The organism is Sinorhizobium sp. RAC02, from assembly GCF_001713395.1.
Lineage (GTDB): Bacteria > Pseudomonadota > Alphaproteobacteria > Rhizobiales > Rhizobiaceae > Shinella.
The window spans coordinates 1275641-1299106 of sequence record NZ_CP016450.1 but is presented as its reverse complement, the minus strand read 5'-3'; the positions used below and the strand labels follow the sequence as shown (position 1 = coordinate 1299106).

At 62.7% G+C, this 23466-nt stretch carries 21 protein-coding genes and 1 tRNA gene; 8 read left to right on the top strand and 14 right to left on the bottom strand.

Annotation, left to right across the window (positions count from 1 at the left end; all coding sequences use genetic code 11):
• Nucleotides 1–143 precede the first annotated feature (143 nt).
• Together BSY16_RS06155 and BSY16_RS06150 are read right to left on the bottom strand one after the other, a co-directional pair.
• Nucleotides 144–551: a cupin domain-containing protein gene (locus tag BSY16_RS06155; RefSeq protein ID WP_069058855.1), complete on the bottom strand. Its 408-nt coding sequence runs from the start codon at nt 549–551 to the stop codon at nt 144–146.
• A 79-nt stretch (nt 552–630) separates the two neighbouring features.
• Nucleotides 631–1158, bottom strand: a complete 528-nt coding sequence (locus BSY16_RS06150; RefSeq protein ID WP_069058854.1) for a single-stranded DNA-binding protein — start codon at nt 1156–1158, stop codon at nt 631–633.
• A gap of 288 nt (nt 1159–1446) precedes the next feature.
• Between BSY16_RS06150 and uvrA the strand changes: the two genes are divergently transcribed.
• From uvrA to BSY16_RS06135, 3 genes are read left to right on the top strand one after another with little or no spacing between them, the layout of a single operon-like run.
• Complete coding sequence (gene uvrA, locus BSY16_RS06145) at nt 1447–4365, top strand: excinuclease ABC subunit UvrA (protein WP_069058853.1); 2919 nt, start codon at nt 1447–1449, stop codon at nt 4363–4365.
• A 6-nt stretch (nt 4366–4371) separates the two neighbouring features.
• Nucleotides 4372–4995, top strand: a complete 624-nt coding sequence (locus tag BSY16_RS06140) for a glutathione S-transferase family protein (RefSeq protein ID WP_069058852.1) — start codon at nt 4372–4374, stop codon at nt 4993–4995.
• Between the two features lie 37 nt (nt 4996–5032).
• Nucleotides 5033–5845 (top strand): DUF72 domain-containing protein, encoded by an 813-nt coding sequence (locus tag BSY16_RS06135; protein ID WP_069058851.1) that lies wholly within the window; start codon nt 5033–5035, stop codon nt 5843–5845.
• Here the strand turns inward: BSY16_RS06135 and BSY16_RS06130 are convergent, their stop codons facing one another.
• Together BSY16_RS06130 and BSY16_RS06125 are read right to left on the bottom strand one after the other, a co-directional pair.
• Nucleotides 5846–6745, bottom strand: coding sequence for an EamA family transporter (locus BSY16_RS06130; protein WP_069058850.1), 900 nt, complete (start codon nt 6743–6745; stop codon nt 5846–5848).
• A 189-nt stretch (nt 6746–6934) separates the two neighbouring features.
• Nucleotides 6935–8422 carry a bifunctional ADP-dependent NAD(P)H-hydrate dehydratase/NAD(P)H-hydrate epimerase gene (locus BSY16_RS06125; RefSeq protein ID WP_069061404.1) on the bottom strand — a complete coding sequence of 496 codons (1488 nt, stop codon included), beginning with the start codon at nt 8420–8422 and terminating at the stop codon, nt 6935–6937.
• Between the two features lie 367 nt (nt 8423–8789).
• Here BSY16_RS06125 and BSY16_RS06120 point away from each other — a divergent pair, with 367 nt between their 5' ends.
• A complete protein-coding gene (locus tag BSY16_RS06120) occupies nt 8790–9128 on the top strand; it encodes a P-II family nitrogen regulator (protein WP_003515720.1) in 339 nt (112 codons plus the stop codon).
• A 59-nt stretch (nt 9129–9187) separates the two neighbouring features.
• Entirely contained in the window at nt 9188–10597 is a 1410-nt protein-coding gene (gene glnA, locus BSY16_RS06115) for a type I glutamate--ammonia ligase (protein WP_069058849.1), read from the top strand.
• 85 nt (nt 10598–10682) lie between these two features.
• Here glnA and BSY16_RS06110 read toward each other — a convergent pair whose 3' ends face one another.
• Nucleotides 10683–11720 carry a TAXI family TRAP transporter solute-binding subunit gene (locus BSY16_RS06110; RefSeq protein ID WP_083242837.1) on the bottom strand — a complete coding sequence of 346 codons (1038 nt, stop codon included), beginning with the start codon at nt 11718–11720 and terminating at the stop codon, nt 10683–10685.
• 42 nt (nt 11721–11762) lie between these two features.
• Entirely contained in the window at nt 11763–12851 is a 1089-nt protein-coding gene (locus BSY16_RS06105; protein ID WP_150129885.1) for a coiled-coil domain-containing protein, read from the bottom strand.
• Between the two features lie 95 nt (nt 12852–12946).
• Between BSY16_RS06105 and hspQ the strand changes: the two genes are divergently transcribed.
• Nucleotides 12947–13279: a heat shock protein HspQ gene (gene hspQ / locus BSY16_RS06100; protein ID WP_069058846.1), complete on the top strand. Its 333-nt coding sequence runs from the start codon at nt 12947–12949 to the stop codon at nt 13277–13279.
• Between the two features lie 100 nt (nt 13280–13379).
• Here the strand turns inward: hspQ and BSY16_RS06095 are convergent, their stop codons facing one another.
• The 6 genes from BSY16_RS06095 to pcsA are packed head-to-tail and all read right to left on the bottom strand — an operon-like array spanning nt 13380 to nt 19839.
• Nucleotides 13380–14450: a BMP family ABC transporter substrate-binding protein gene (locus tag BSY16_RS06095; RefSeq protein ID WP_069058845.1), complete on the bottom strand. Its 1071-nt coding sequence runs from the start codon at nt 14448–14450 to the stop codon at nt 13380–13382.
• 44 nt (nt 14451–14494) lie between these two features.
• Nucleotides 14495–15415, bottom strand: coding sequence for an ABC transporter permease (locus BSY16_RS06090; protein WP_069058844.1), 921 nt, complete (start codon nt 15413–15415; stop codon nt 14495–14497).
• A complete protein-coding gene (locus tag BSY16_RS06085; RefSeq protein ID WP_069058843.1) occupies nt 15415–16506 on the bottom strand; it encodes an ABC transporter permease in 1092 nt (363 codons plus the stop codon). The genes BSY16_RS06090 and BSY16_RS06085 overlap by 1 nt, the downstream gene beginning before the upstream one ends.
• A complete protein-coding gene (locus tag BSY16_RS06080) occupies nt 16496–18094 on the bottom strand; it encodes an ABC transporter ATP-binding protein (protein WP_069058842.1) in 1599 nt (532 codons plus the stop codon). The genes BSY16_RS06085 and BSY16_RS06080 overlap by 11 nt, the downstream gene beginning before the upstream one ends.
• Nucleotides 18095–18123: 29 nt before the next feature.
• A complete protein-coding gene (locus BSY16_RS06075) occupies nt 18124–19095 on the bottom strand; it encodes a quinone oxidoreductase family protein (RefSeq protein WP_069058841.1) in 972 nt (323 codons plus the stop codon).
• A gap of 21 nt (nt 19096–19116) precedes the next feature.
• The gene (gene pcsA, locus BSY16_RS06070) at nt 19117–19839 is read right to left on the bottom strand and encodes a phosphatidylcholine synthase (RefSeq protein ID WP_069058840.1); all 723 of its coding nucleotides are present in this window, start codon (nt 19837–19839) and stop codon (nt 19117–19119) included.
• A 249-nt stretch (nt 19840–20088) separates the two neighbouring features.
• On the opposite strand from pcsA, the gene BSY16_RS06065 reads away from it, so the two are divergent.
• Nucleotides 20089–21297 carry a UbiH/UbiF family hydroxylase gene (locus BSY16_RS06065; protein WP_069058839.1) on the top strand — a complete coding sequence of 403 codons (1209 nt, stop codon included), beginning with the start codon at nt 20089–20091 and terminating at the stop codon, nt 21295–21297.
• Here the strand turns inward: BSY16_RS06065 and BSY16_RS06060 are convergent.
• On the bottom strand, nt 21265–22227 hold the full coding sequence (locus BSY16_RS06060) for an AEC family transporter (protein ID WP_069058838.1): 963 nt from the start codon (nt 22225–22227) through the stop codon (nt 21265–21267). The genes BSY16_RS06065 and BSY16_RS06060 overlap by 33 nt on opposite strands.
• A 131-nt stretch (nt 22228–22358) precedes the next feature.
• A complete protein-coding gene (locus BSY16_RS06055; protein ID WP_069058837.1) occupies nt 22359–23108 on the bottom strand; it encodes a cytochrome c biogenesis CcdA family protein in 750 nt (249 codons plus the stop codon).
• A 226-nt stretch (nt 23109–23334) separates the two neighbouring features.
• On the opposite strand from BSY16_RS06055, the gene BSY16_RS06050 reads away from it, so the two are divergent.
• Nucleotides 23335–23410, top strand: a tRNA-Lys gene (locus tag BSY16_RS06050).
• Nucleotides 23411–23466 lie beyond the last annotated feature (56 nt).

Below are 23466 nucleotides of genomic sequence, written 5' to 3'. Positions count from 1 at the left end.
GGCGATATTGCTTTCGGGTGTGTGGGAATTTTAGGCCCGGAATGCGTCAGCAACAAGTCGGGAAAAGTTGTAGCGCCGCTTCCGGTTAACCGGCTGAGTTATGGGTCTTTTCGGGACACTGAAACGGTGATGAGCCCTCGCTGTCAGGGATTGTCGGCGAACCATTTGGTGATCGCCGGCATGTTTTCCTCGAACCCGCCCGGCAGGAAAACGTTGAGCAGGCCGACGCGCTCGTCCGTGCGATTCTCGAAATCGTGCATGACGGTGGCCGGAATACGCACGAAACTGCCGGAAGGCGCATCGAACCATTTATCGCCGGCCAGGAAGCTGGCGACACCGGCAATCACATAGAACAGTTCGACATTGTCGACATGGAAGTGGGCGCCCGGACCCGTCGTATTCGGCTCAAGCCACCATTCGGAAACGCTGTAGGCGCTGCCGGTTTCGCCGTGATCCGCCTTGAAAACCGCCGTCATAGCGCCGAGTGGATAGGTTCGCCCCTCGCCCGGCCGCAGGAAAAGCACATCTGCGGCCGTCTTCTCATCGCTCATAACACGCCTCCGCCAGCATGACCCCGCCGGAGGCGCGTCGAACATCAGCCGGCGTGAACGCCGGTCGTGTCCGTCGTTCTCAGAACGGGATGTCGTCATCCATATCGCGCGAGAGCGGCGAACCGCCCGAACGGCTGCCGCCACCGGCGCCGCCGCTGCTTCCGCCACCCGAAGACGGGCGCGAACCGTAGTCGTCGTAGCTCGGTGCGCCGCCGCCGAAATCGCTGCCGCCGCGGCGCTCGCCGCCGCCTTCACCGCGACCGTCGAGCATGGTCAGCGTCGAGTTGAAGCCCTGCAGCACGATTTCCGTCGAATAGCGGTCGTTACCGGTCTGGTCCTGCCACTTGCGGGTCTGCAGCGCGCCTTCGATGTAGAGCTTGGCGCCCTTCTTCACATATTGTTCGACGACCTTGCACAGGCCTTCGTTGAAGACGACGACATTGTGCCATTCCGTCTTTTCTTTGCGTTCGCCGCTGTTGCGGTCGCGCCAGGTCTCAGAGGTCGCGATCCGCAGGTTGGCGATCGGCCGGCCGTCCTGCGTCCGACGGATTTCCGGGTCCGCACCGACATTCCCGACCAAGATCACCTTGTTGACGCTTCCAGCCATACCCATACTTCCCGTTGTCGCGTCGGGCTCTGGCGCCCGACATCATTTCACACCATGAATGCGGCATCTTATCGGCTGCCGTGCGCCAGCGCCGCCCCGCGTGACTATAATCCACAGATCAATTGCAAAAATTCGTTCTTTTTTTGTTCTAATAATTCCCTACACTCTTGTCAACCGAATCGGAAACGGGCACGGATTCCTTCGACCGCGCATGGACACGCCCCAACCAGTTCCTACATAGGGGCAACCCCTAAATCGAATGCGCAAGAACTTCTGACGCTGGATATCATGAGCGAACTCAAGACAATTTCCATTCGCGGCGCCCGCGAACACAATCTCAAGGGCATCGATCTCGACCTGCCCCGCAACAAGCTGATCGTCATGACCGGGCTGTCAGGCTCCGGCAAATCGTCGCTTGCCTTCGACACGATCTATGCCGAGGGCCAGCGCCGCTACGTCGAGAGCCTCTCGGCCTATGCCCGCCAGTTCCTCGAAATGATGCAGAAGCCGGATGTCGACCAGATCGACGGGCTGTCGCCGGCCATCTCCATCGAGCAGAAGACGACCTCGAAGAACCCGCGCTCAACCGTCGGCACGGTCACCGAGATCTACGACTATATGCGCCTGCTCTTTGCGCGCGTCGGCGTGCCCTATTCGCCGGCGACGGGCCTGCCGATCGAGAGCCAGACGGTCAGCCAGATGGTCGATCGCGTCATCGATTTCGGCGAAGGTACGCGCCTCTACATCCTCGCGCCCATCGTGCGCGGCCGCAAGGGCGAGTACAAGAAGGAACTCGCCGAGTTGATGAAGAAGGGCTTTCAGCGCGTCAAGGTCGACGGCCAGTTCTACGAGATCGCCGATGTGCCTGCGCTCGACAAGAAGTACAAACACGACATCGACGTGGTGGTCGACCGCGTCGTCGTGCGGTCGGATCTCGCCTCGCGCCTGGCGGACAGCCTTGAAACCTGCCTCAAGCTCGCCGAGGGCCTGGCGATCGCGGAGTTCGCCGACAAGCCGCTGCCGGTCGAGGAAACCTCCGCCGGTGGCTCGGCCAACAAGTCGCTGAACGAGACGCATGAGCGCGTGCTGTTTTCCGAAAAATTCGCCTGCCCGGTCTCCGGCTTCACGATCTCGGAAATCGAGCCGCGGCTCTTTTCGTTCAACAACCCCTTCGGCGCCTGCCCGACCTGTGACGGCCTCGGCAGCCAGCAGAAAATCGACCCGGAACTCATCGTTCCGGAAACCGAACGCACATTGCGTGATGGCGCCATCGCGCCCTGGGCTAAATCGTCCTCGCCTTACTACAATCAAACGCTGGAGGCCCTCGGCGCCGCTTATGGCTTCAAGCTTTCCAATCGCTGGTCGGAACTGACGGAAGCGGCGCAGGGCGCGATCCTGAACGGCACCAAGGAAAAGATCGAGTTCAACTACAAGGACGGCGCACGCTCCTACAAGACGGTGAAAACCTTCGAAGGTATCGTGCCGAACCTCGAGCGCCGCTGGAAGGAAACGGACTCCGCCTGGTCGCGTGAAGAGATCGAGCGCTACATGTCTGCCGCGCCCTGCCCGGCCTGCAACGGCTTTCGCCTGAAGCCCGAGGCGCTGGCGGTAAAAATCAACAAACTGCATATCGGCGAAGTGACGGCCATGTCGATCCGCGTCGCGCGCGACTGGTTCGATGTGCTGCCGGAGAACCTCAACACCAAGCAGAACGAAATCGCCGTCCGCATTCTCAAGGAAATCCGCGAGCGCCTGCGCTTCCTGAACGATGTCGGCCTCGAATATCTCTCGCTGTCACGCAATTCCGGAACGCTGTCGGGTGGCGAAAGCCAGCGCATCCGTCTCGCCTCGCAGATCGGCTCGGGCCTCACCGGCGTGCTTTACGTGCTCGACGAGCCCTCCATCGGCCTGCACCAGCGCGACAATGCCCGCCTGCTCGACACGCTGCGGCATCTGCGCGACATCGGCAACACGGTGATCGTGGTCGAGCATGACGAAGACGCCATCCTGACGGCGGACTATGTCGTCGACATCGGCCCCGCCGCCGGCATTCACGGCGGTGAAGTCATCGCGCAGGGCTCGCCACAGCAGGTGATCGCCAATCCGGCCTCGCTGACCGGCAAATATCTGTCCGGCGAGCTTGCCGTCGCCGTGCCCGCGGAACGTCGCAAGCCGAAAAAGAAAAAGGAAATCAAGGTCGTCGGCGCGAAAGCCAACAACCTCAAGAATGTCACGGCCGCCATCCCGCTCGGCGTCTTCACGGCGGTCACCGGCGTGTCCGGCGGCGGCAAGTCGACCTTCCTGATTGAGACGCTCTACAAGTCGGCGGCGCGGCGCATCATGGGCGCGCGCGAAATTCCGGCCGAGCACGAGCGCATCGACGGCTTCGAATATATCGACAAGGTCATCGACATCGACCAGTCGCCGATCGGCCGCACGCCGCGCTCGAACCCCGCCACCTATACCGGCGCCTTCACGCCGATCCGCGACTGGTTTTCCGGCCTGCCCGAGGCGAAGGCGCGCGGCTACCAGCCGGGCCGCTTCTCGTTCAACGTCAAGGGCGGACGCTGCGAGGCCTGCCAGGGCGACGGTGTCATCAAGATCGAGATGCACTTCCTGCCCGACGTCTATGTCACCTGCGACGTCTGCCACGGCAAGCGCTACAACCGCGAAACGCTCGACGTCACCTTCAAGGGCAAGTCGATCGCCGACGTGCTGGACATGACGGTGGAGGAAGGCGTCGAGTTCTTCGCCGCCGTGCCCGCCGTGCGCGACAAGCTGGTGACGCTGAACCAGGTCGGCCTCGGCTACATCAAGGTCGGTCAGCAGGCAAATACGCTGTCAGGTGGCGAGGCGCAGCGCGTCAAACTCGCCAAGGAGCTTTCCAAGCGCTCGACCGGCCGCACGCTCTATATCCTCGACGAGCCGACCACCGGCCTGCACTTCCATGATGTGGCAAAGCTGCTCGAAGTGCTGCACGAACTCGTCAACCAGGGCAACTCCGTCGTGGTCATTGAGCACAATCTCGAGGTCATCAAGACGGCTGACTGGGTCATCGACTTCGGCCCCGAAGGCGGTGACGGCGGTGGCGAGGTGATCGCGGAGGGCACGCCGGAGGACATCGTGAAGGTGGAACGCTCCTATACCGGCCATTTCCTGAAGGAACTGCTGGAGCGCCGCCCGATGAAACGGGTGGCGGCGGAGTAGGTTTTGATGATCCTGATCGGCCAGTACGACTCGTCCTATGTGCGCCGCGTGGCGATTGCCATGCGGCTCTATGGCCTGCCGTTCGAGCACCGGCCCTGGTCGGTGTTCAGCGAAGGCGAGAAGGTGCAGGCGCTCAATCCGCTGATGCGGGTGCCGACGCTGGTGCTGGATGACGGTGACGTCGTGGCCGACAGCAATTCGATCCTCGACTACGTGGATGGCCTTGTTCCGGCAGACACGCGCCTGCTGCCGCAGGCCGAGCCGGAACGGCGGCAGGCGCTGAAGGTCATGACCTTTGCCACCGGCCTTGCCGACAAGGGCGTCAGCCTGTTCTACGAACTGCATCTGCATCAAACGCCGTCGGACTACTTCGTCGGACGCTGCCGTTCGCAGATCGGTACGGTGCTGACCGCGCTCGATGCGGAGCGCGCCGTGCGGCCCGGACAGTTCTGGTTCGGCCGGATCACCCATGCGGACATCGCGGTCGCCTGCGCCTGGCGGCATGTCAGCGAGGCCCATCCGGGCCTTATCGACCCAGCGGCCTATCCGGCACTGGCCGCGCACTGCACCGGCATGGAGGCCCTCCCAGTGTTCCAGGAGATTTCGCAACCTTTCATCGCGCCGGCGTGAACCGCGCCGCCATCCTGTCTGTCGAGGAGAGCAAGACATGAGCACATCCGGCACCATTCGCACCGGCATCGGCGGCTGGACCTTCGATCCGTGGGAAGGCACCTTCTATCCGGAAAAGCTGACGAAGAAGCGGCAGCTCGAATTCGCCAGCCGCGAACTGACGGCAATCGAGGTCAACGGCACCTATTACGGCTCGCAGAAGCCGGAGACCTTCGCCAAATGGGCCTCCGAAGTGCCGGACGGTTTTATTTTTTCACTGAAGGCCAGCCGTTTCACGACCAACCGCAAGGTTCTGGCCGATGGCGGCGAGTCGGTCGAAAAATTCCTGACGCAGGGTTTGACCGAACTCGGCGATCACCTCGGGCCGATCCTCTGGCAGTTCCCGCCGACCAAGAAGTTCGAGCCGGAAGATTTCGAAGGCTTTCTGAAACTCCTGCCGGAAAAGCTGGATGGCCTGACGCTGAAACATGCGCTGGAAGTGCGCAACGACACGTTCCTCGTGCCGGAATTCGCGGCCCTTGCCCGCAAGCACAAGGCCGCGATCGTCTACGCACAGCATGAGGACTATCCCGAGATCGCCGACGTGACGGCGGATTTCGTCTATGCGCGCCTGCAGAAGGGGTCCGACGACATCGCGACCTGCTATCCGCCAAAGGCGCTGGACGAATGGGCGGCACGGCTGAAGGACTGGGCGGGCGGCGGCGAACCATCGGACCTGCCGAAGATCGATCCGGAGACCAAACCGGCCCAGAAAGCGCGCGACGTTTTTGCGTTCTTCATCACCTCCGGAAAGGTGAATGCGCCGAACGGTGCGCGCGAGTTGCAGAAACGCACCCAGCCACGGGCCTGACTATCCGGCCTTGTGCGGCGACGGCGACGCGCGCAAGCGGTCGAGCAGGCGCGGGCCGAGCACCGTCAGGATGAGCCCGCAGACGACGAGGACCGCGCCGGCGAGACGTTGAGGCCCAAAACTCTCGCCGAGCGCCAGGGCCGAAAAACTCATGCCGAACACCGGCACGAGCAGAGAGAATGGGGCGACGGTGGCCACGCCGTGTTTTCGGATCATCAGGCCCCAGACGCCGAAGCCGAAGATCGTGGCGATGTAGGCGATATAGGCCACTGCGCCGACGCCCTGCCAAGTGAGCGCCTGGAGGGCGGCGATGTCCCTGTCCAGCCCTTCCGTTGCCAGCGAGATGATCGCCAGCGGGATCGGGGGCACGAGGCTCACCCAGACCATCAGCGCCAGCATGTCGACATTGCCGGCCTTGCGCGTCAGCATATTCGAGAAGGCCCAGGCAAGGCCGGCAGCAATCACCAGGGCAAGGCCGAGATAGGTAAAGCTTCCGTCCACCGTCGTGGCGATCACGGCCATGCCGGCAAAGGCGATGAGGATGCCGGTGATCTGCGCCGGGCGTGGGCGTGTGCCGTAGAACACGGCAGCGAGCGCGACGGTGAAGAAGGCTTGTGATTGCAGGAGCAGCGAGGCAAGGCCGGCAGACACACCGACATCCATGCCGATGAACAGCAGGCTGAATTTCACCACGCCCAGCACGAGGCCGATGCCGAGGATGATCCGCCAGGACACTGCCGGACGTGGCAGGAAGAACACCAGCGGCACGGCGGCAAAGAGGAAACGCAGCGCGGAAAACAGGATCGGTGGGAAATTTTCGATGCCGACCTTGATGACGACGAAGTTGAAGCCCCAGACGATGGCGACGAGCACGAGCAGCGCGATATCGATCAAAGTCATGGGACGGTCTTCCGCTTCGGGGCTGTGGGGCAAGAGCGTTTCGGATCGCGCTCGCGCCTTTGCTGAATTTGCTTAACGGGGAACGCCCTTCGCTCAAAGTCATTAGATTTGATCGAAGCTATTCAGAGCGTTGATACGCGCGCCTGCGGCGTGCAGGCCACTTCACTTCACTTGACGTCAATGCAATGCCTAGATTTGGCTTAGGCCACTCAGAGCATTGACGAGATCCTCCGCCGTCAACCCCTCACCGGCTGTTCGCCCTGCCTCACCATGACGCCAGACGGCGCTGGCGGCGGCTTCGAAGGCGGGCATGCCCTGGGTCAGGTGGGCGCCGACGATGCCGGCGAGCACGTCGCCGGAGCCGGCGGTCGCCAGCCAGGGCGGCGCGTTGTCGTTGACGAGGGCGCGGCCATCCGGCGCGGCAATCACCGTGTCAGCCCCCTTGAGGATGATGGCGGCGTTGCTGCGGGCGGCGGCCTTCTGAGCGCGCTCGATCTTCGAAAGGCTTCTGTCGGCGGCAAGATCAGGGAAAAGCCGGGCGAACTCGCCGTCATGCGGCGTCAAGACCAGCCGTGTGTTGGAGGCGGCGAAGAGCTGGAAGAGCGAAACGGGATCGTCGCGGAACGCGGTGATGCCATCGGCGTCGAGAACGAGGTGACGACCGCTTTCGGCGAGACGGCGGACATAGCGCCTTGCCTTTTCCGTATCCCCGAAGCCTGGGCCAAGCACGAAGGTTTTCAGCCGCTCGTCCGCCAGCAAGGCCGCAAGGTCATCCTCGCTATCAAGGGGCCTCAGCATGACGCTCGTCACCTGGGCCGCATTGGTGGAAAGCGCGTCGCTTGGCGACAACAGCGTAACGAGGCCGGCGCCGGCGCGCAGGCCGGCCATGGCGGAGAGCCGTGCAGCCCCCGTGGCTGTCGCCCCGCCGGAGAAGACAGCGAGATGGCCGCGCACATATTTGTGGGTTGCGCCCGTCTCGGTGGGAAAGGCTACCCGCCAGAGGGCGGGCGTGTTCACCCGGCTGTGGCCGGCATGCCGGGCGATGACGCGGCCGGGAATGCCGATATCGAAGACCTCGACCTCGCCGGCCAGCGTCCGGCCGGGCAGCAGCACATGGCCGGGCTTGCGGCACATGAAGGTGACGGTCGCCACCGCCTCGAAGGCCTGCCCCCGCACCTGGCCGGTGCGGCCGTCGATGCCGGAGGGCAGGTCCACGGCGAGGACGGGCAGGACGTTTTTGCGCACGGCCTCGATGGTGCGGACGACCGCGTCGGGCAGATCGCGCGACAGGCCCGCGCCGAACAGCGCATCGATGACGACGTCGCCAGCTAAGGGTGTGTAATCGGCAAGGGGAAGGACCGCAGCGTTGAAACGGATATAGGCTTCCGCCGCATCGCCTTTCAGCGCCGCCGGATCACCGAAAGCGTAAACGGCGATTGCGGCTCCGGCTTCCTGCAAGGCGCGCGCAGCGACATAGCCATCGCCGCCATTGTTGCCTGTCCCACACAGCACGGCAAAGCGCAAGGCGCCCGGAAAGCGGCGAAGGGCGGCGGCGGCAACCGCCTGCCCTGCCCGCTCCATCAGGCCGTAGCTCGAAAGGCCCGACGCGGCGGCGTCGCGGTCGATGCGGCCCATGTCGTCGGGCGTGAGGATCAGCGTATCGATTTCTCTGTGCATGTCCCACCATGCCCGCAAAGCCATGGGACAGACAAGCGCAATGGCGGCGGCGAAGGAATTCGCCTTCTTTTTATGCATTTGCATAATCGGAATGCTCATGTTTGCAGCTTTTGGCGCCACCCTTCGGCACGGCAATCTGGTGCGGCGGTCGGGGGGCGCAGAAAGTGACAATTTTTAGGCAGATTCCGCTGGCCCTTTTTTCGGGAAAGCCCCATCATCCCCGGCGTGAGGACGAACGTTATGGTGAAAGAGACGGGTTTTCCCTGATCTGGAACAGATAACGCCTAGACTTGGCATGTTATGTGCATTTGAAGTGAGCAGCGGGCGAAATCCTGCGCAAACGGGAGAAGCGGAGAGACATTTTCTCATGAAAAAGATCGAAGCGATCATCAAGCCCTTCAAGCTCGATGAGGTGAAGGAGGCTCTTCAGGAAGTTGGCCTGCAGGGTATCACGGTCACCGAGGCGAAGGGATTTGGACGCCAGAAGGGGCACACGGAACTTTACCGTGGTGCCGAATACGTTGTCGACTTTCTGCCCAAGGTGAAGGTCGAGGTCGTGCTGGCGGACGAGAACGCGGAGGCCGTCATCGAGGCGATCCGCAACGCGGCCCAGACCGGCCGCATCGGCGATGGCAAGATCTTTGTCTCCAACGTCGAAGAAGTCATCCGCATCCGCACCGGTGAAACCGGCGTCGACGCCATCTAATCCGCCCGGCCGTTCGGCCGAGGCTTCCACCTCGTCATCTCACACAGGGACTGCAAAACATGACGACTGCCAATGATATCCTCAAGCAAATCAAGGAAGATGATGTAAAGTTCGTCGATCTGCGCTTCACCGACCCGCGCGGCAAGATGCACCACGTCACGATGGACGTCGGCATCGTCGATGAAGACATGTTCGCGGATGGCGTCATGTTCGACGGTTCCTCGATCGGCGGCTGGAAGGCGATCAACGAGTCCGACATGGTGCTTATGCCCGATCCGGCGACGGTCCACGTCGATCCGTTCTTCGCGCAGTCGACACTCGTCATCATGTGCGACATCCTCGACCCGGTCTCGGGCGAATCCTATAACCGCGACCCGCGCGGCACCGCCAAGAAGGCCGAAGCCTACCTCAAGGCATCCGGCATCGGCGACACGGTCTATGCCGGCCCGGAGCCGGAATTCTTCGTCTTCGACGACGTGAAGTACAAGGCCGACCCGTACAACACGGGCTTCAAGCTCGATTCGTCCGAACTGCCGTCCAACGACGACACCGACTACGAGACCGGCAACCTCGGCCATCGTCCGCGCGTCAAGGGTGGCTACTTCCCGGTTCCGCCGGTCGACTCGTGCCAGGACATGCGCTCGGAAATGCTGACCGTGCTGACCGAGATGGGCGTCACCGTCGAAAAGCAGCACCACGAAGTGGCGGCTGCCCAGCATGAACTCGGCGTCAAGTTTGACACACTCGTGCGCAGCGCCGACAAGGTGCAGATCTACAAGTACGTCGTGCACCAGGTCGCCAATGCCTATGGCAAGACGGCAACCTTCATGCCAAAGCCGATCTTCGGCGACAACGGCTCGGGCATGCACGTCCACCTGTCGATCTGGAAGGACTCGAAGCCGACCTTCGCCGGCGACGAATATGCCGGCCTGTCGGAAAGCTGCCTCTACTTCATCGGCGGCATCATCAAGCACGCAAAGTCGATCAACGCCTTCACCAACCCGACGACGAACTCCTACAAGCGTCTCGTCCCGGGTTATGAAGCACCGGTTCTGCTGGCCTATTCGGCCCGCAACCGTTCGGCATCGTGCCGCATTCCGTTCGGCACGGGTCCGAAGTCCAAGCGCGTCGAAATCCGCTTCCCCGACCCGCTCGGCAACCCCTACCTCGGCTTCGCGTCCATGCTGATGGCTGGCCTCGACGGCATCAAGAACAAGATCCATCCGGGCAAGGCCATGGACAAGGATCTCTACGACCTGCCGCCGAAGGAACTCAAGAAGATCCCGACCGTCTGCGGCTCGTTGCGCGAAGCCCTCGAAAGCCTCGACAAGGATCGCAAGTTCCTAACCGCCGGCGGCGTGTTCGATGACGACCAGATCGATTCCTACATCGAGCTGAAGATGGTGGAAGTCATGCGTTATGAAATGACCCCGCACCCGGTCGAGTTCGACATGTACTACTCCGCCTGATCGGCGCTCCCGTCTTCGGACGGGAGGACCTTCAGACGAAAAACCCGGCCAATGGCCGGGTTTTTTGTTGTCGTTTTTCAGGATGTTATTGCTGGAGCCGCTGCTTCAGGAGGTTCAGGTATTCCTCGTTAGAATCATCCGCAGCACCGTCGGAAGTATTGCCGGCGGCCGGCTTGCAGGCGGGCTTGTAGTCCATCGCCATGCCGGTCTTCACGCAGACCCCGACCTGCCAGCCCGGCGGCAGCGCCGTCAGGTCCACGGTCTTCCACTTCGGGTGGCCGGTTGCCCTGAGCTTGTCGAGGCCGGTGAGGATGAGGCTGGAGAAATCGGAGACGGTCTTGCAACTGTCGCGGTGATAGGCGTTGCGCTTGACGTCGTAGTCATAGGTCATCATCACGGCCTTGACGGCGATGAGATCGACCGGCTGGTCCTGGAAGGAATAGGTACCGGCCTCGATGCGCGAGGGCGTGTAGGTGGCGAGAAGCGGCGCCTCGGTGATCGGCACGAGGTGGAACTTCGTCTTGTCGATCGTGTCGCCGGAAAACAGCGCGGCAGGGGCGCCCGCGACGTAGAAGAAGGCGTCGATCTCGCCGGACAGCAGTTTCGGCAGCGCCTCGTCGGGGTTGATGTCCATGCGTGCGCCGGCCTTCACCTGAAGGATGTCCATGATGAGCGTCGCGGTCAGAAAGGTGCCCGAATCCTTCTTGCCGACGGCGATCTTCTTGCCGGCAAGGTCCTTCATGCTGTTGATGTCCTTGCGCGCCAGGACGTGGATTTCCTCGTTATAGAGCGGGAACATGATGCGCACGCCCTTCACGGCCTTCTGCACCTCCGGATCGTTGGCCTCGAAGGTCTTCAGGTATTCCAGCACGTCACTCTGTACGATACCGAACTGCGTGTTGCGCCGGTTGCGTACGCCGACGAAATTCTCCAGCGAGCCGGCGCTTTCGACGACGTTGAGCTTCAGCCCGCACTCGGCGCCCAGCGTGGCAAGGTCGCGGCCGATCTTGATATAGGTGCCCTGCGGACCGCCGGTCATGATGTTGCGGTCGAATTCCTGCGCCAAAACCCCGCTCGCGGACAGCGCAAGGCCAAGTGCGGCCATAAGAACAGATCGCTTCATCGAAATCTCCTTCCCAGAGGCGGCGGTCGAACCGCCGAAAAACTAGCAATCGCTATCGAGGTCACGCATCAGGTTGCGCAGCGCCAGAACCGGTACGCGCCGCAACGCGCCACTGAGCGCCTTGGTCACACATTCCCCGGAGACCAGCGTTTGTTCGAGTTGGGCGCGTTGCGCACTGCTCAACCGGTCGAGGCCAGGCGTGTTGTCGATCGCCAGCGCCACCAGCACCGCGCTGCGCGGGTTGCGCGCCTGCCCGGGCTTTTGATTGTCGATCACCACCGGCTTGTTGCCGCCGCCCTCCGGTTCGCCCCGCACGGTGGCGGCGCGCGCAGCACTCTCAAGCGCGCCGATGCGCGCCGTCAGCGATGCGTTGCGCGCCTTGAGTTCAGCAATCTCCTTGTCCTTGCGGGCAATCTCGTCGCGGAGCGCCGGCAGATCCGTCGTGCGGATCGTGTCCTGGGCGCGCTGCGCATCCTCGAGTTCGCGTCGCAATGCATCCTCTGCCGCCTGGCGGTCCTTCTCGGCGCTTTGCGAGCCGGTCTGCTGATTGCGGGCAGCGGTCAGGGCTTTTTCCAGCCGGGCGATTTCGTCCGCCCGCAGCGAGAGCTGCCGGTCGCGATCGCGAACCGCTTCCTCGGCCCGCTTCTTCAGCGCCTCGGCGTCGGCCACGAGCTGCTTGGCCAGTTCCAGCTCGTTCCTGAGCTCCGGCACGACGGTCTCGGTCAGTCGGGCGTTTTCAGCCAGTGCAACGGCGTCGCCGGTTCCGGCATTCTTGCGCAGGGCGTCGAGCTGGCGCTGCAGCGCGCCGTTCTCCTCGCTCAGGGCCTGTGCTTTCTGGGTGTTTTCCTCGACCTGCGCGACGCGGGCATCGAGCTCCTTGGCGAGGTCGGCGATGCGCTGGTCGCGTGCTTCGATTTCGTTGGTAGGAACGGCGCCATCCATCATGCGAAACGCGCCATAGCCGCCCGCCGCCCCCAGCGCCAGGCTGACCACGGAGGCAAACAGGATGCCGCCAATACCACCGCCGCTTGCCGGCCGCCCGCTACCGCTCCTGCCCCATTGATCGTTCATGCCATCCAACCCGCCTGAGACGTTGCCCTTCGAGGTACGCCGAAACGCATGGGCGCGCAAGCACCGCAAACCTCTGCATGAAGAACGTATGAAGAGGCGGAACTATTGATGTTTTTGCGCAATTACCCAAATATGCAGGGAAAGGTAGGTACGCCATGAAGATGCGTGACGCAAAATTTGCAATCGGCGACGTGGTCCGCCACAAGGTTTTTCCCTTCCGTGGCGTGATCTTCGATGTCGATCCGGAATTCTCCAACACGGAAGAGTGGTGGAACGCCATTCCGGCCGAAATCCGGCCCTCGAAGGATCAGCCCTTCTACCATCTCTTCGCGGAAAACGACGATTCGGAGTATGTCGCCTATGTCTCCGAGCAGAATCTCGTGGCCGACGACAGCGACAAGCCGATCCGTCATCCGCAAGTTCGCGCCCTGATGGATGGCGAAGAAGGGCATTATCGCTGGAAGGAACAGAGCGGCATCTTCCACTAGCCGTCCTCTCGTCCCCGCAGCAGCTTTGACAGGAATTCTCCTGCCACAAACAAAAGGCGCCCCGAACGGGGCGCCTTTCTCATGTTCCGTGCTCTGCCGCTTACTTCGGCAGCTGATCGTCCACGCCGGCGATGTAAAAATTCATGCCGAGCAGCGTGCCGTCGTCGGAGACGGCGCCGGCAGCAAGCCAGTCCGAACCGTCCTGCTTCTTGATCGGGCCGGTGAACGGGTGCAGTTCGCCCGAGCGGATCTTGGCTTCCGCCTCTTCCGCCAGCTTCTTCACGTCATCCGGCATGTTGGTGTAGGGCGCCATGGTGAGAATACCGTCCTTCAGGCCGTCCCAGACCGGTTCAGGCTTCCAGGTGCCGTCGAGAACGGCCTTGGTGCGCTTGATGTAGTAGGCGCCCCAGGTGTCGACGATCGCCGTCAGCTGCGTCTCCGGGCCTGCCTTGATCATGTCCGACGCCTGGCCGAAGGCCTTGATGCCGCGCTCGGCCGCGACCTGCATCGGCGCGGTGGTGTCGGTGTGCTGCGTCAGGATGTCGACGCCCTGGTCGATCAACGCCTTGGCCGCGTCGGCTTCCTTGCCGGGGTCGAACCAGGTGTTGGCCCAGATGACCTTGACCTTGAAGTCCGGGTTGATCGACTGGGCGCCGTGAACGAAGGAGTTGATGCCCATCACGACTTCCGGGATCGGGAACGAGGCGATATAGCCGGCAACGCCCTTTTGGGACATCTTCGCGGCAATCACGCCCTGAATGTAGCGGCCTTCATAGAAGCGCGCATTGTAGGTGCCGACATTGGCGGCCGACTTGAAGCCCGTCGCATGCTCGAACTTCACGTCCGGGAACTTTTCCGCAACCTTGATCGTGGCGTCCATGAAGCCGAACGAGGTGGTGAAGACCAGCGCGCAGCCGGAGCGGGCCATGCGCTCGATCGCGCGCTCGGCATCCGGGCCTTCCGGAACGTTTTCGAGGAACGGCGTTTCGATCTTGTCGCCGAACTCCGCCTGGAGCGCCTGGCGGCCGATATCGTGCGCCTGGGTCCAGCCGCCATCGGTCTTGGAGCCGACATAGATAAAGCAGATCTTTGTTGTATCCTGGGCGCTGGCTGCGGCGGCAAAGCCGAGAACGGCGGCCGACGTGGCGAGAGCGAGAATGATTTTCTTCATTTTATCCTCTGTAGGTTAGGAGTGGTTGTTTCTTCTTGTTCTTCTCACCGATCGGGCACAAACGGCTTGCCGAGAGAGGCAGGCGTGTTGATCAGCGTCATGCGCCGATTGTGTGATATCAGGATTAGTACGATAATCGTGGCGAGATAGGGAAGAGCCGACAGGAACTGCGACGGGATGCCGATGCCGAGCGCCTGAGCGTGCAGCTGGCTGATCGACACCGCGCCGAAGAGATAACCGCCCGCCAGCAGCCGCCAGGGCCGCCACGAGGCGAAGACGACGAGCGCCAGCGCGATCCAGCCGCGCCCGGCCGACATGTTTTCCACCCACTGCGGCGTATAGACGAGCGACAGCTGCGCACCGGCAAGACCGGCACAGGCGCCGCCGAACATCACGGCGAGATAGCGCGTGCGGATGACATGGATGCCGAGCGCATGGGCCGAGCCATGGCTGTCGCCGATGGCGCGCAGCTTCAGGCCGGCGCGGCTCTTGAACAGGAACCAGTTCACGCCGAAGACCAGCGCGATCGACAGGTAGAAGATCAGATCCTGCTTGAACAGCAGCGGTCCCAGGAACGGGATATCGGACAGCAGCGGAATGACGATCGGTTGCAGCTTGATGCCCGACATGCCGACATAGGGCTCGCCGATCTGGCCGGATACGCCCAGACCAAGAATGGTGAGCGCCAGACCCGTCGCCACCTGGTTGGCGACGAGCGTCAGCGTCAGGAAGCCGAACAGCAGCGAGAACAGCGCGCCGCAGGCAATGCCGGCAAGGATGCCGATATAGGGCGAGCCCGTCGCCTGCGTTGCGGCGAAGGCGAGCACAGCCCCCATCACCATCATGCCCTCGACGCCGAGATTGAGCACGCCCGACCGTTCGGCAACGAGCTCGCCGAGCGAGGCCAGCACTAGCGGCGTCGCCGCGGTGATGACGGTGAGCAGGATCGCTTCGATGATACCCATCAGTGCGCTCCTTCGCTGGATTGGCGGAAGCGGGAGAAGACCAGCCGGATCTTGTACTGGATCAGCGTGTCGCAGGAGAGCACGAAGAACAGCAGCAGGCCCTGGAAGACACGCGTGACCTTGTCGGAGACGCTCAGCGTCAGCTGCACCGCCTCGCCACCCACATAGGTCAGCGCCAGGAACAAACCGGCCGCAACGATGCCGAGCGGATTGAGGCGGCCAAGAAAGGCGACGATGATTGCGGTGAAGCCATAGCCGGGCGAGATGATCGGTTGCAGCTTGCCGATGGTGCCGCTGACCTCCGAAATGCCGGCAAGACCAGCGAAAGCGCCGGAGAGCAGCATCGAGAACCAGATCATGCGCTTGGACGAGAAGCCGGCAAAACGCCCTGCCCGCTCCGATTGGCCGAGCACGGTGATCTCGAAACCCTTCAGCGTGTAGCGCATCATGATCCACAGCCCGATGGCGGCGATGACGGCAAAGGCGAAGCCGAGATTGGCGCGGCCCGACGCGATCATTTCCGGCAGGATCGCTTCCGGCGCGAAATCCCGCGTTACCGGGAAATTATAGGCATCCGGGCTGCGCCAGGGTCCACGCACCAGCCAGTCGAGGAAGAGCTGGGCGATATAGACCAGCATCAGGCTCGTCAGGATCTCGTTGGTGTTCATATGCGCCTTGAGGAAGGCAGGAATGCCGGCATAGAGCGCGCCGCCGATCATGCCGAAGATCAGCATCAGGGGCAGGACGAGCGAAGAATGCCATTCATGGAAGACCACGGGCACGATGGCGCCCGCAATGGCGCCCGCGATGAACTGTCCCTCGGCGCCGATGTTCCAGTTGTTCGAACGGTAGCAGATCGAAAGGCCGGCGCCGATCAGGACCAGCGGCGCTGCCTTGATGGCGATCTCGTGCAGCGACCAGACGTCGAGCAGCGGTTCGATGAAGAAGCTGTAGAGCGCCGATGTCGGGCTTTTGCCAAGAAGCGCGAACATGATGCCGCCGGCAACGATGGTCAGCGCCAGCGCGATGAACGGCGACAGGATGGAGAACAGCGTCGAGGGATTGGCGCGCTTTTCAAGTTCAATGCGCATGGGTTACCTCGCCTTCCGTCTTGCCGTACATGCCACCCATGAGCAGGCCGATCTTTTCGCGTGTCAGTTCATGAGCCGGGTAAGCATCGGAAAGCCGCCCCTCGTTGACGACGGCGATTTCGGTGGCGACTTCAAAGATTTCGTCGAGGTCCTGGCTGATCACCAGCACCGCCGAACCGGATTTCGCGAGATCGACCAACGCCTGACGGATACGGCTTGCAGCACCGGCATCCACGCCCCAGGTCGGCTGGTTGACGATCAGCACCGCCGGTTGACGGTCGAGTTCGCGGCCGACAATGTATTTTTGCAGATTGCCGCCCGACAGCGAGCCGGCCGCCGGGTTCTCGCCGCTCTTGCGCACGTCCATCGTTTCGGAAATGCGCTTCGAGGCGATGCGCACGACGGCCTGGCGGATGATGCCGAGCAGGCCGGCGGCCAGAAAGGTTTTCCGGTCTGACTGGCTGCGCGCCAGAACGAGGTTGTCGGAGAGCGGCAGCGCCGGAACGGCCGCATGGCCATGGCGTTCCTCCGGCACAAAGCCCGCGCCCATCAGGCGCCGCGCCGTGATGCCGAGATTGCCGGCGGCCTTGCCGCGAATGAAGACGGCCGACGCATCCGCCGCCGGATACTCGCCGGAAAGCGTATCGAAAAGCTCACCCTGGCCGTTGCCGGCGACGCCGGCGATGGCCAGAACCTCGCCGCCCCGCACCTTGAGACAGACATTCTTCAGCGTAACGGCAAAGGGCGTGCGCGCCGGCACGCTGAGATGTCGGGCTTCGAGCAGGACCTCGCCCTTGGTGTTGGTGCCGGCCGCCGTCACGGAGGCGACATCGCTGCCGACCATCATGCGGGCCAGCGACGCCGGGGTTTCCTGGCGCGGATCACAGGCGCCGGTCACCTTGCCGTGGCGCAGCACCGTCGCGCGGTCGCAGATGCGCTGCACCTCTTCCAGCCGGTGACTGATATAAAGCACCGAGCGCCCCTCGGCCTTCAGCTTGGCGAGCGTCTCGAACAGCCGGTCGGCCTCCTGCGGCGTCAACACGGAGGTCGGCTCGTCGAGGATGATCAGTTCCGGGTTCTGCAACAGCGCCCGCACGATCTCGATGCGCTGGCGCTCGCCAACCGAGAGATCGGCGACATGGGCCTTCGGATCGAGGGGCAGGCCGTAGAGATGCGACAGGCGCGAGGCCTCTTCCGCCACCTTCGATAGTGAAATGCCGGGGCTCAGAGACAGCGCGATATTCTCCGCGACCGTCAGAGCCTCGAACAGCGAAAAATGCTGGAAAACCATGCCGATGCCGAGGCGGCGCGCAGCACCGGGGCTTGGTATGCGGACGGGTTCGCCCTTCCACAGGATGTCGCCGCTGGTCGGCGCCAACACGCCAAAAAGCATTTTGACGAGGGTGGATTTGCCCGCACCGTTTTCGCCCAAAAGGGCGTGGATTTCTCCGGGCTGAATCTCTAGGTCGATGCCGTTACACGCGGCAAACGAACCGAATAGCTTTGTCAGGCTGCGGGCAGCCAGCAATGCGCTGCCCCTGCCCCCGGATGCTCCAACGGCTGACACTCTGCCCCTCTTTCCTGCCATCTCAGCCCTTGCCGCCCGTTCGGGTCGTGTCAGGGAATGAGCAATGTCGTTCCACTCGTTTTTCTTGCTTCCAGATCCGTGTGCGCTCGGCCGGCCTCGGCCAACGGATAAGTCTGATGAATATTGATACGCACTTTGTTGCTTTGCACAATATCAAAGAGCGAGTTTGCACATGCATCGAGTGCGGCGCGCGTCGCAATGTAAGCGAAGAGTGTCGGCCGCGTCGCGTAGAGCGAGCCTTTCTGCGCAAGCAAGCCCATGTTGAAGGCATCGACCGGCCCGGAGGAATTGCCGAAGCTGACGAACAGGCCGCGCGGCTTCAGGCAATCCAGCGATTTCGGGAACGTATCCTTGCCGACGGAATCGTAGACGACGTCGACACCCGCGCCGTCCGTCAGTTCACGCACCCGTGCGGAAAAGTCTTCCGTGCCGTAGTTGATGACATGGTCGTAGCCATGCGCGAGCGCCAGATCGATCTTGGCCTGCGAACCGGCCGTCCCGATCACCGTTGCGCCGAGCGCCTTCGCCCATTGTCCGGCGATAAGGCCGACACCGCCTGCTGCGGCATGAAACAGGATCACGCTGCCGGGCTTCACCTGATAGGTCTGGAGCAGCAGATATTGCGCCGTCATGCCCTTCAGCATCATCGCCGCCGCCGTTTCGAGCGAAATGCCGTCCGGCACCTTCACCAGATGTTTCGTCGCGACGTTCCGCTCGGCCGCATAGGCGCCGTCCGCCGAGGCATAGGCCACGCGGTCGCCGATGGCAAAATCCGTGACACCCCCGCCGAGTGCCGTGATCGTGCCCGCACCTTCCTTGCCCGGAATGAACGGTGGTTCCGCCTTGTAGAGGCCGGTGCGAAAATAGACGTCGATGAAGTTGAGCCCGACCGCGGCCTGCCTGATCTGCACTTCGCCCGGACCTGGAGCATCGAGCGCGACCTCCTCGAGCTTCAGCACGTCGGGGCCGCCGAGACTGCGGATGACGATCGCCTTGGTCATGCTTATCTCCCGATTGTTCTGTTACCGGCCGAGGCTCGGAATCGCCTGCAGCACGGCGCCGATGACATAGAGGTAGAGACCCGTGCCCACGACACCCCAGACAACCCAGGCCGGCGTATCGAAATGCAGGAGAAGCGCATAGCCGCTGAGCAGCGACCACAGGAAGAAGACGGCGAGATTGATGGGCCGAAGCCGCTGGACCCGCACGGGATGCAGGAAGTTGATCGGCATGAAGGTGAGGAAGACGGAAACGAAGACGATGATCGATGCCGTCAGTTCGCTCGCCTGGATTACGAAGAGCGTGAACACCACCATGTTCCAGACGACCGGGAAGCCGGAGAAGAAATACTCATCCGTCTTCATGCCCATGTCGGCATAGTAGATCGCGCTCGACACCACGATTGCGCCCGCCGCCACGAAGGACCAGGGCTCGCCGATCATGCCGCTCTGGTAGAGCGCGAAGGCCGGCAGCAGCACATAGGTCACGTGGTCGATGACATTGTCCAGCGTATCGCCGGACCAGTTCGGCAGCACTTCCTTGACACGCACCTTGCGGGCGATCGGCCCGTCGATACCATCGACGAGCAACGCCAGGCCAAGCCACCAGAACATATCGACGAAACGATGCTCGGCGGCGGCGACGACACCCAGAAAGGCGAGGAACGAACCGGATGCCGTCAGGATATGGACGGAAAAGGCACGGATTTCCGCGTAGGGCACGCGCTTGTAGTTGAAAAACTTCATTGCCGTTCGCAGTCCATCCCTTGGGGCTTTTCTTCGGCCGCAACTCGCCGAGCACGCCCTCTTGCGCGGTCACTGCCGGTAATATGCATTGATTGCCCGTCATCGCCAGTGAAAAACCGGCGCTTTCCAGGCGAGTTTCTGCCCTGCGCCGATTCACCCCATGGAAATTGCCTCTTTGCCGGCCTACCTTTCCCGAAGTACAAGCACCGCAAATCTGTGGGTAACACTTTGATATTTCGGAGATCGGTCATGAGACAGTTCGATATCGCGATTGTCGGCGCCGGCCTGGCCGGCAGCCTGGCGGCTCTAGCGCTTTCCGATTCGGGCCGCAGCATCGCGCTGATCGCCCCGCCCACGCGCACCAAAGACGGCCGCACCACAGCCCTCATGGACCAGTCCATCGCCTTCCTGAAGACACTCGGTCTTTGGGATGACCTCGCGCGCCATGCCGCCGCGCTCGAAACCATGCAGATCCTTGACGGCACGTCGCGCCTCCTGCGTGCCCCGCCGGTCGCTTTCCGCGCCAGCGAGGTCGACCTGCCGGCTTTCGGCTACAACATTCCGAATGCGCCATTCCTCGACATTCTCGATGCGCGCATCGCCGCCGACGGCAATATCGTGCGCCTGGAGGACGGTGTCACCGCCGCCAACAGCTTCGAAACCGGTATCGAATTGGCTCTCGACAGCGGCGAACGCGTGACCGCCGCCCTCGTCGTTGGTGCGGATGGCAGGAAATCGCGCATCCGCGACGGCGCCGGAATCAGCGTGCGCACCTGGTCCTATCCGCAATCCGCCCTCGTGCTCAATTTTGCTCATGAGCGGCCGCACGGCAATGTCTCGACGGAATTCCACACGGAAAGCGGCCCCTTCACGCAGGTTCCCCTGCCCAGCCGCCGCTCCAGCCTGGTCTGGGTGCTGCCGCCGAAGGAGGCGAACCGCCTGTGCGAACTCTCCGTCGCCGATCTCAGCCGCGCCGTCGAGGAGCGCATGCAATCCATGCTCGGCAAGGTCACGGTGGAAGGCAGTGCCCAGAGTTTTCCGCTTTCCGGCATGACGGCCAATCATTTCGGCAAGGGCCGTTTCGTGCTGGTCGGCGAGGCCGCGCACGCCTTTCCGCCGATCGGCGCCCAGGGCCTCAATCTCAGCTTGCGCGACATCATGGCGCTGAAAGATCTCATCGGAATTGATGAGCCGGCAAACTATGGTGGCGTGGGTGATCGATTTGACCGCAAGCGGCAGGCCGATATCCGCTCCCGCACGGTCAGTGTCGACCTGCTGAACCGTTCCCTGCTTTCCGATTTCCTGCCCGTGCAGTTCCTGCGCTCGGCCGGCCTTCACCTGCTTTCCGCGCTCGGGCCGTTGCGCAGCATCGTCATGCGCGAGGGCATTGAGCCGCTCGGCTCGCTGAAGGCCTTTCGCGAAAACCTACGGGAACGGGTCGCCCGCAAGCAGGCCTGATTTGATGAGATAGAGTAGGATCGTCACCGTGGCGACGGACAGCACGGTGGTGATAAGAATGGTCGCCGACGCCCGCTCCTGCCACACGCCATATTGCTGGCCGATGACAAAGACGTTCGTGGCCGTCGGCAGCGCTGCCAGAAGCACGGCCGTGAACACCCAGACCGGATCGAAATTGCCGGCAAAGCCGAGCACCAGATACATTGTCACCGGCAGCAGCAGCAATTTCGCCGGCACGATATAGCCGATCTCCACCGGCACCCGCTTCAGCGGCCGCAGCGCCAGTGTTACGCCCATGGCAAAGAGCGCGCAGGGTGCTGCGGCCTGCGCCAGATAATCAATCAACCGCTGCAGCGGCGCCGGCGCCTCGAACCCGGCAAAGGCCGCGACGAACCCGGCCGCCGTCGCGATGATGAACGGGTGCGTGACGATCTTGCGCAACACTCCGACGGCAATCTGGAGTGCCGGCTGTTTCTCGCCGCCAGCAACGGCCATCAGCGCCGGTGCCACCATGAAATGCAGCATGTTCTCGAAGCAGAAGACCAGCGCCACCGGCACGGCCGCCGGCTCGCCGAAGGCGAGCAGCGCCAGCCCCGGCCCCATATAGCCGATATTGCCATAGGCGGCAGCAAGCCCCTGGATCGTCGCCTCGCCGATAGTGGCGCGGCGCAGCCAGAGACCGACGGCGAAGATCAGTCCAAAAACCAAATAGGTCGCGCTGATGTTGGCGATGATGAAATCGACGCGCGTCAGCTGCTCGATCGGCGTTTTTGCGACCAGTTTGAAGAACAGCGCCGGCAGCGCGATATAGATGATGAAAGTGTTGAGCCAGCCAAGCGCTTCGACCGGCTGCTTGGTGATCCGGGCGACCACATAGCCCAGCAGGATCATGCCGAAGAACGGCAGGACGAGTCCGACGATGTCCGCCATGGGCCGAGGCGCGCTCCCGCTTGCCGAGGATGATATCCCTGACTAGAACCCCGGTTCACCGGAAATGCTCTAGATATTTGTTTTAGCCGCATTATCCGAGGCCGAAGCGGTACCGCCTCGGCTGGAATGCTCTAGCCGATTTGCGAGAGAATGGGAAACGTTTGCTGGAACCAGATGGCGACCGTGCTGATATAGCCGAAGATGAAGGCAAGGCCCGTCAGGACGAGCAGCACGCCCATGACCTTTTCCACCGCGCCGAGATGCCGGCGAAAGCGCAGGAGGAAGCGCATGAAGGCGCCGGAAAACCCGGCCGCGATCCAGAACGGCACGGCGAGGCCCAGCGAATAGACGGCAAGCAGCATCGCCCCGTCGCTGACCGTTTCCCGCGCGGCCGCAACGCCGAGGATCGTCCCAAGGACGGGACCGATGCAGGGCGTCCAGCCAAAGGCGAAGGCAAGTCCCATGACATAGGCGCCCGATGCCGTCGCCGGCTTGCCGCCGCCCTGGAACCGCGCCTCGCGCGCAAAAAGCCCGATGCGCAGCAATCCCAGAAAATGCAGGCCCATCAGGATGATAATGACGCCGCCGATCTGCGCCAGGATGTCGAGATGCCGGCGCAGCACCATGCCGATCGTCGACGCCCCGGCGCCCAGCGCCACGAAAACCGTGGCAAAGCCCAGGGTAAAGAAGAACGCCGCCAGCAGCACCGCCCCGCGCGTATCCCGCCGGACCGCGACCGCGTCGTTGCCGCGAAACTGATCCACGGAAATGCCCGCCATATAACAGAGATAGGGCGGCACGAGCGGCAGCACGCAGGGCGACAGAAACGACAGCGCTCCGGCAAGCAGCGCACTTAGAAGAGAAATATCGGCAATCGACACTGGCTACTCCGCGACGGCGGGAAAGCGGTTCGGGCCCGAAAACGCCCCGCCCGCTCCTTCATTTGCGCTTCCTAGTATCGGCCGAAGCCCTCTCCTGCCAATCACCTTTTGGAGAACGCGGCAAAATGCAGCAAAAGCTGTTTTTCATCGCATTTTCCGGGTTGACCCGGCAAATCCTCCTGCCTATGTTCCGCGCACTTCCGCGGGGCGTCTTCGCACCGCCTGGGAGCGTGTAGCTCAGCCGGTAGAGCAACTGACTTTTAATCAGTAGGTCCAGGGTTCGAATCCCTGCGCGCTCACCACTCGAACCCTTGACCCCCAGGCTTTTGCAGTATTTTCGAGCCTGCCGCATGGGGTG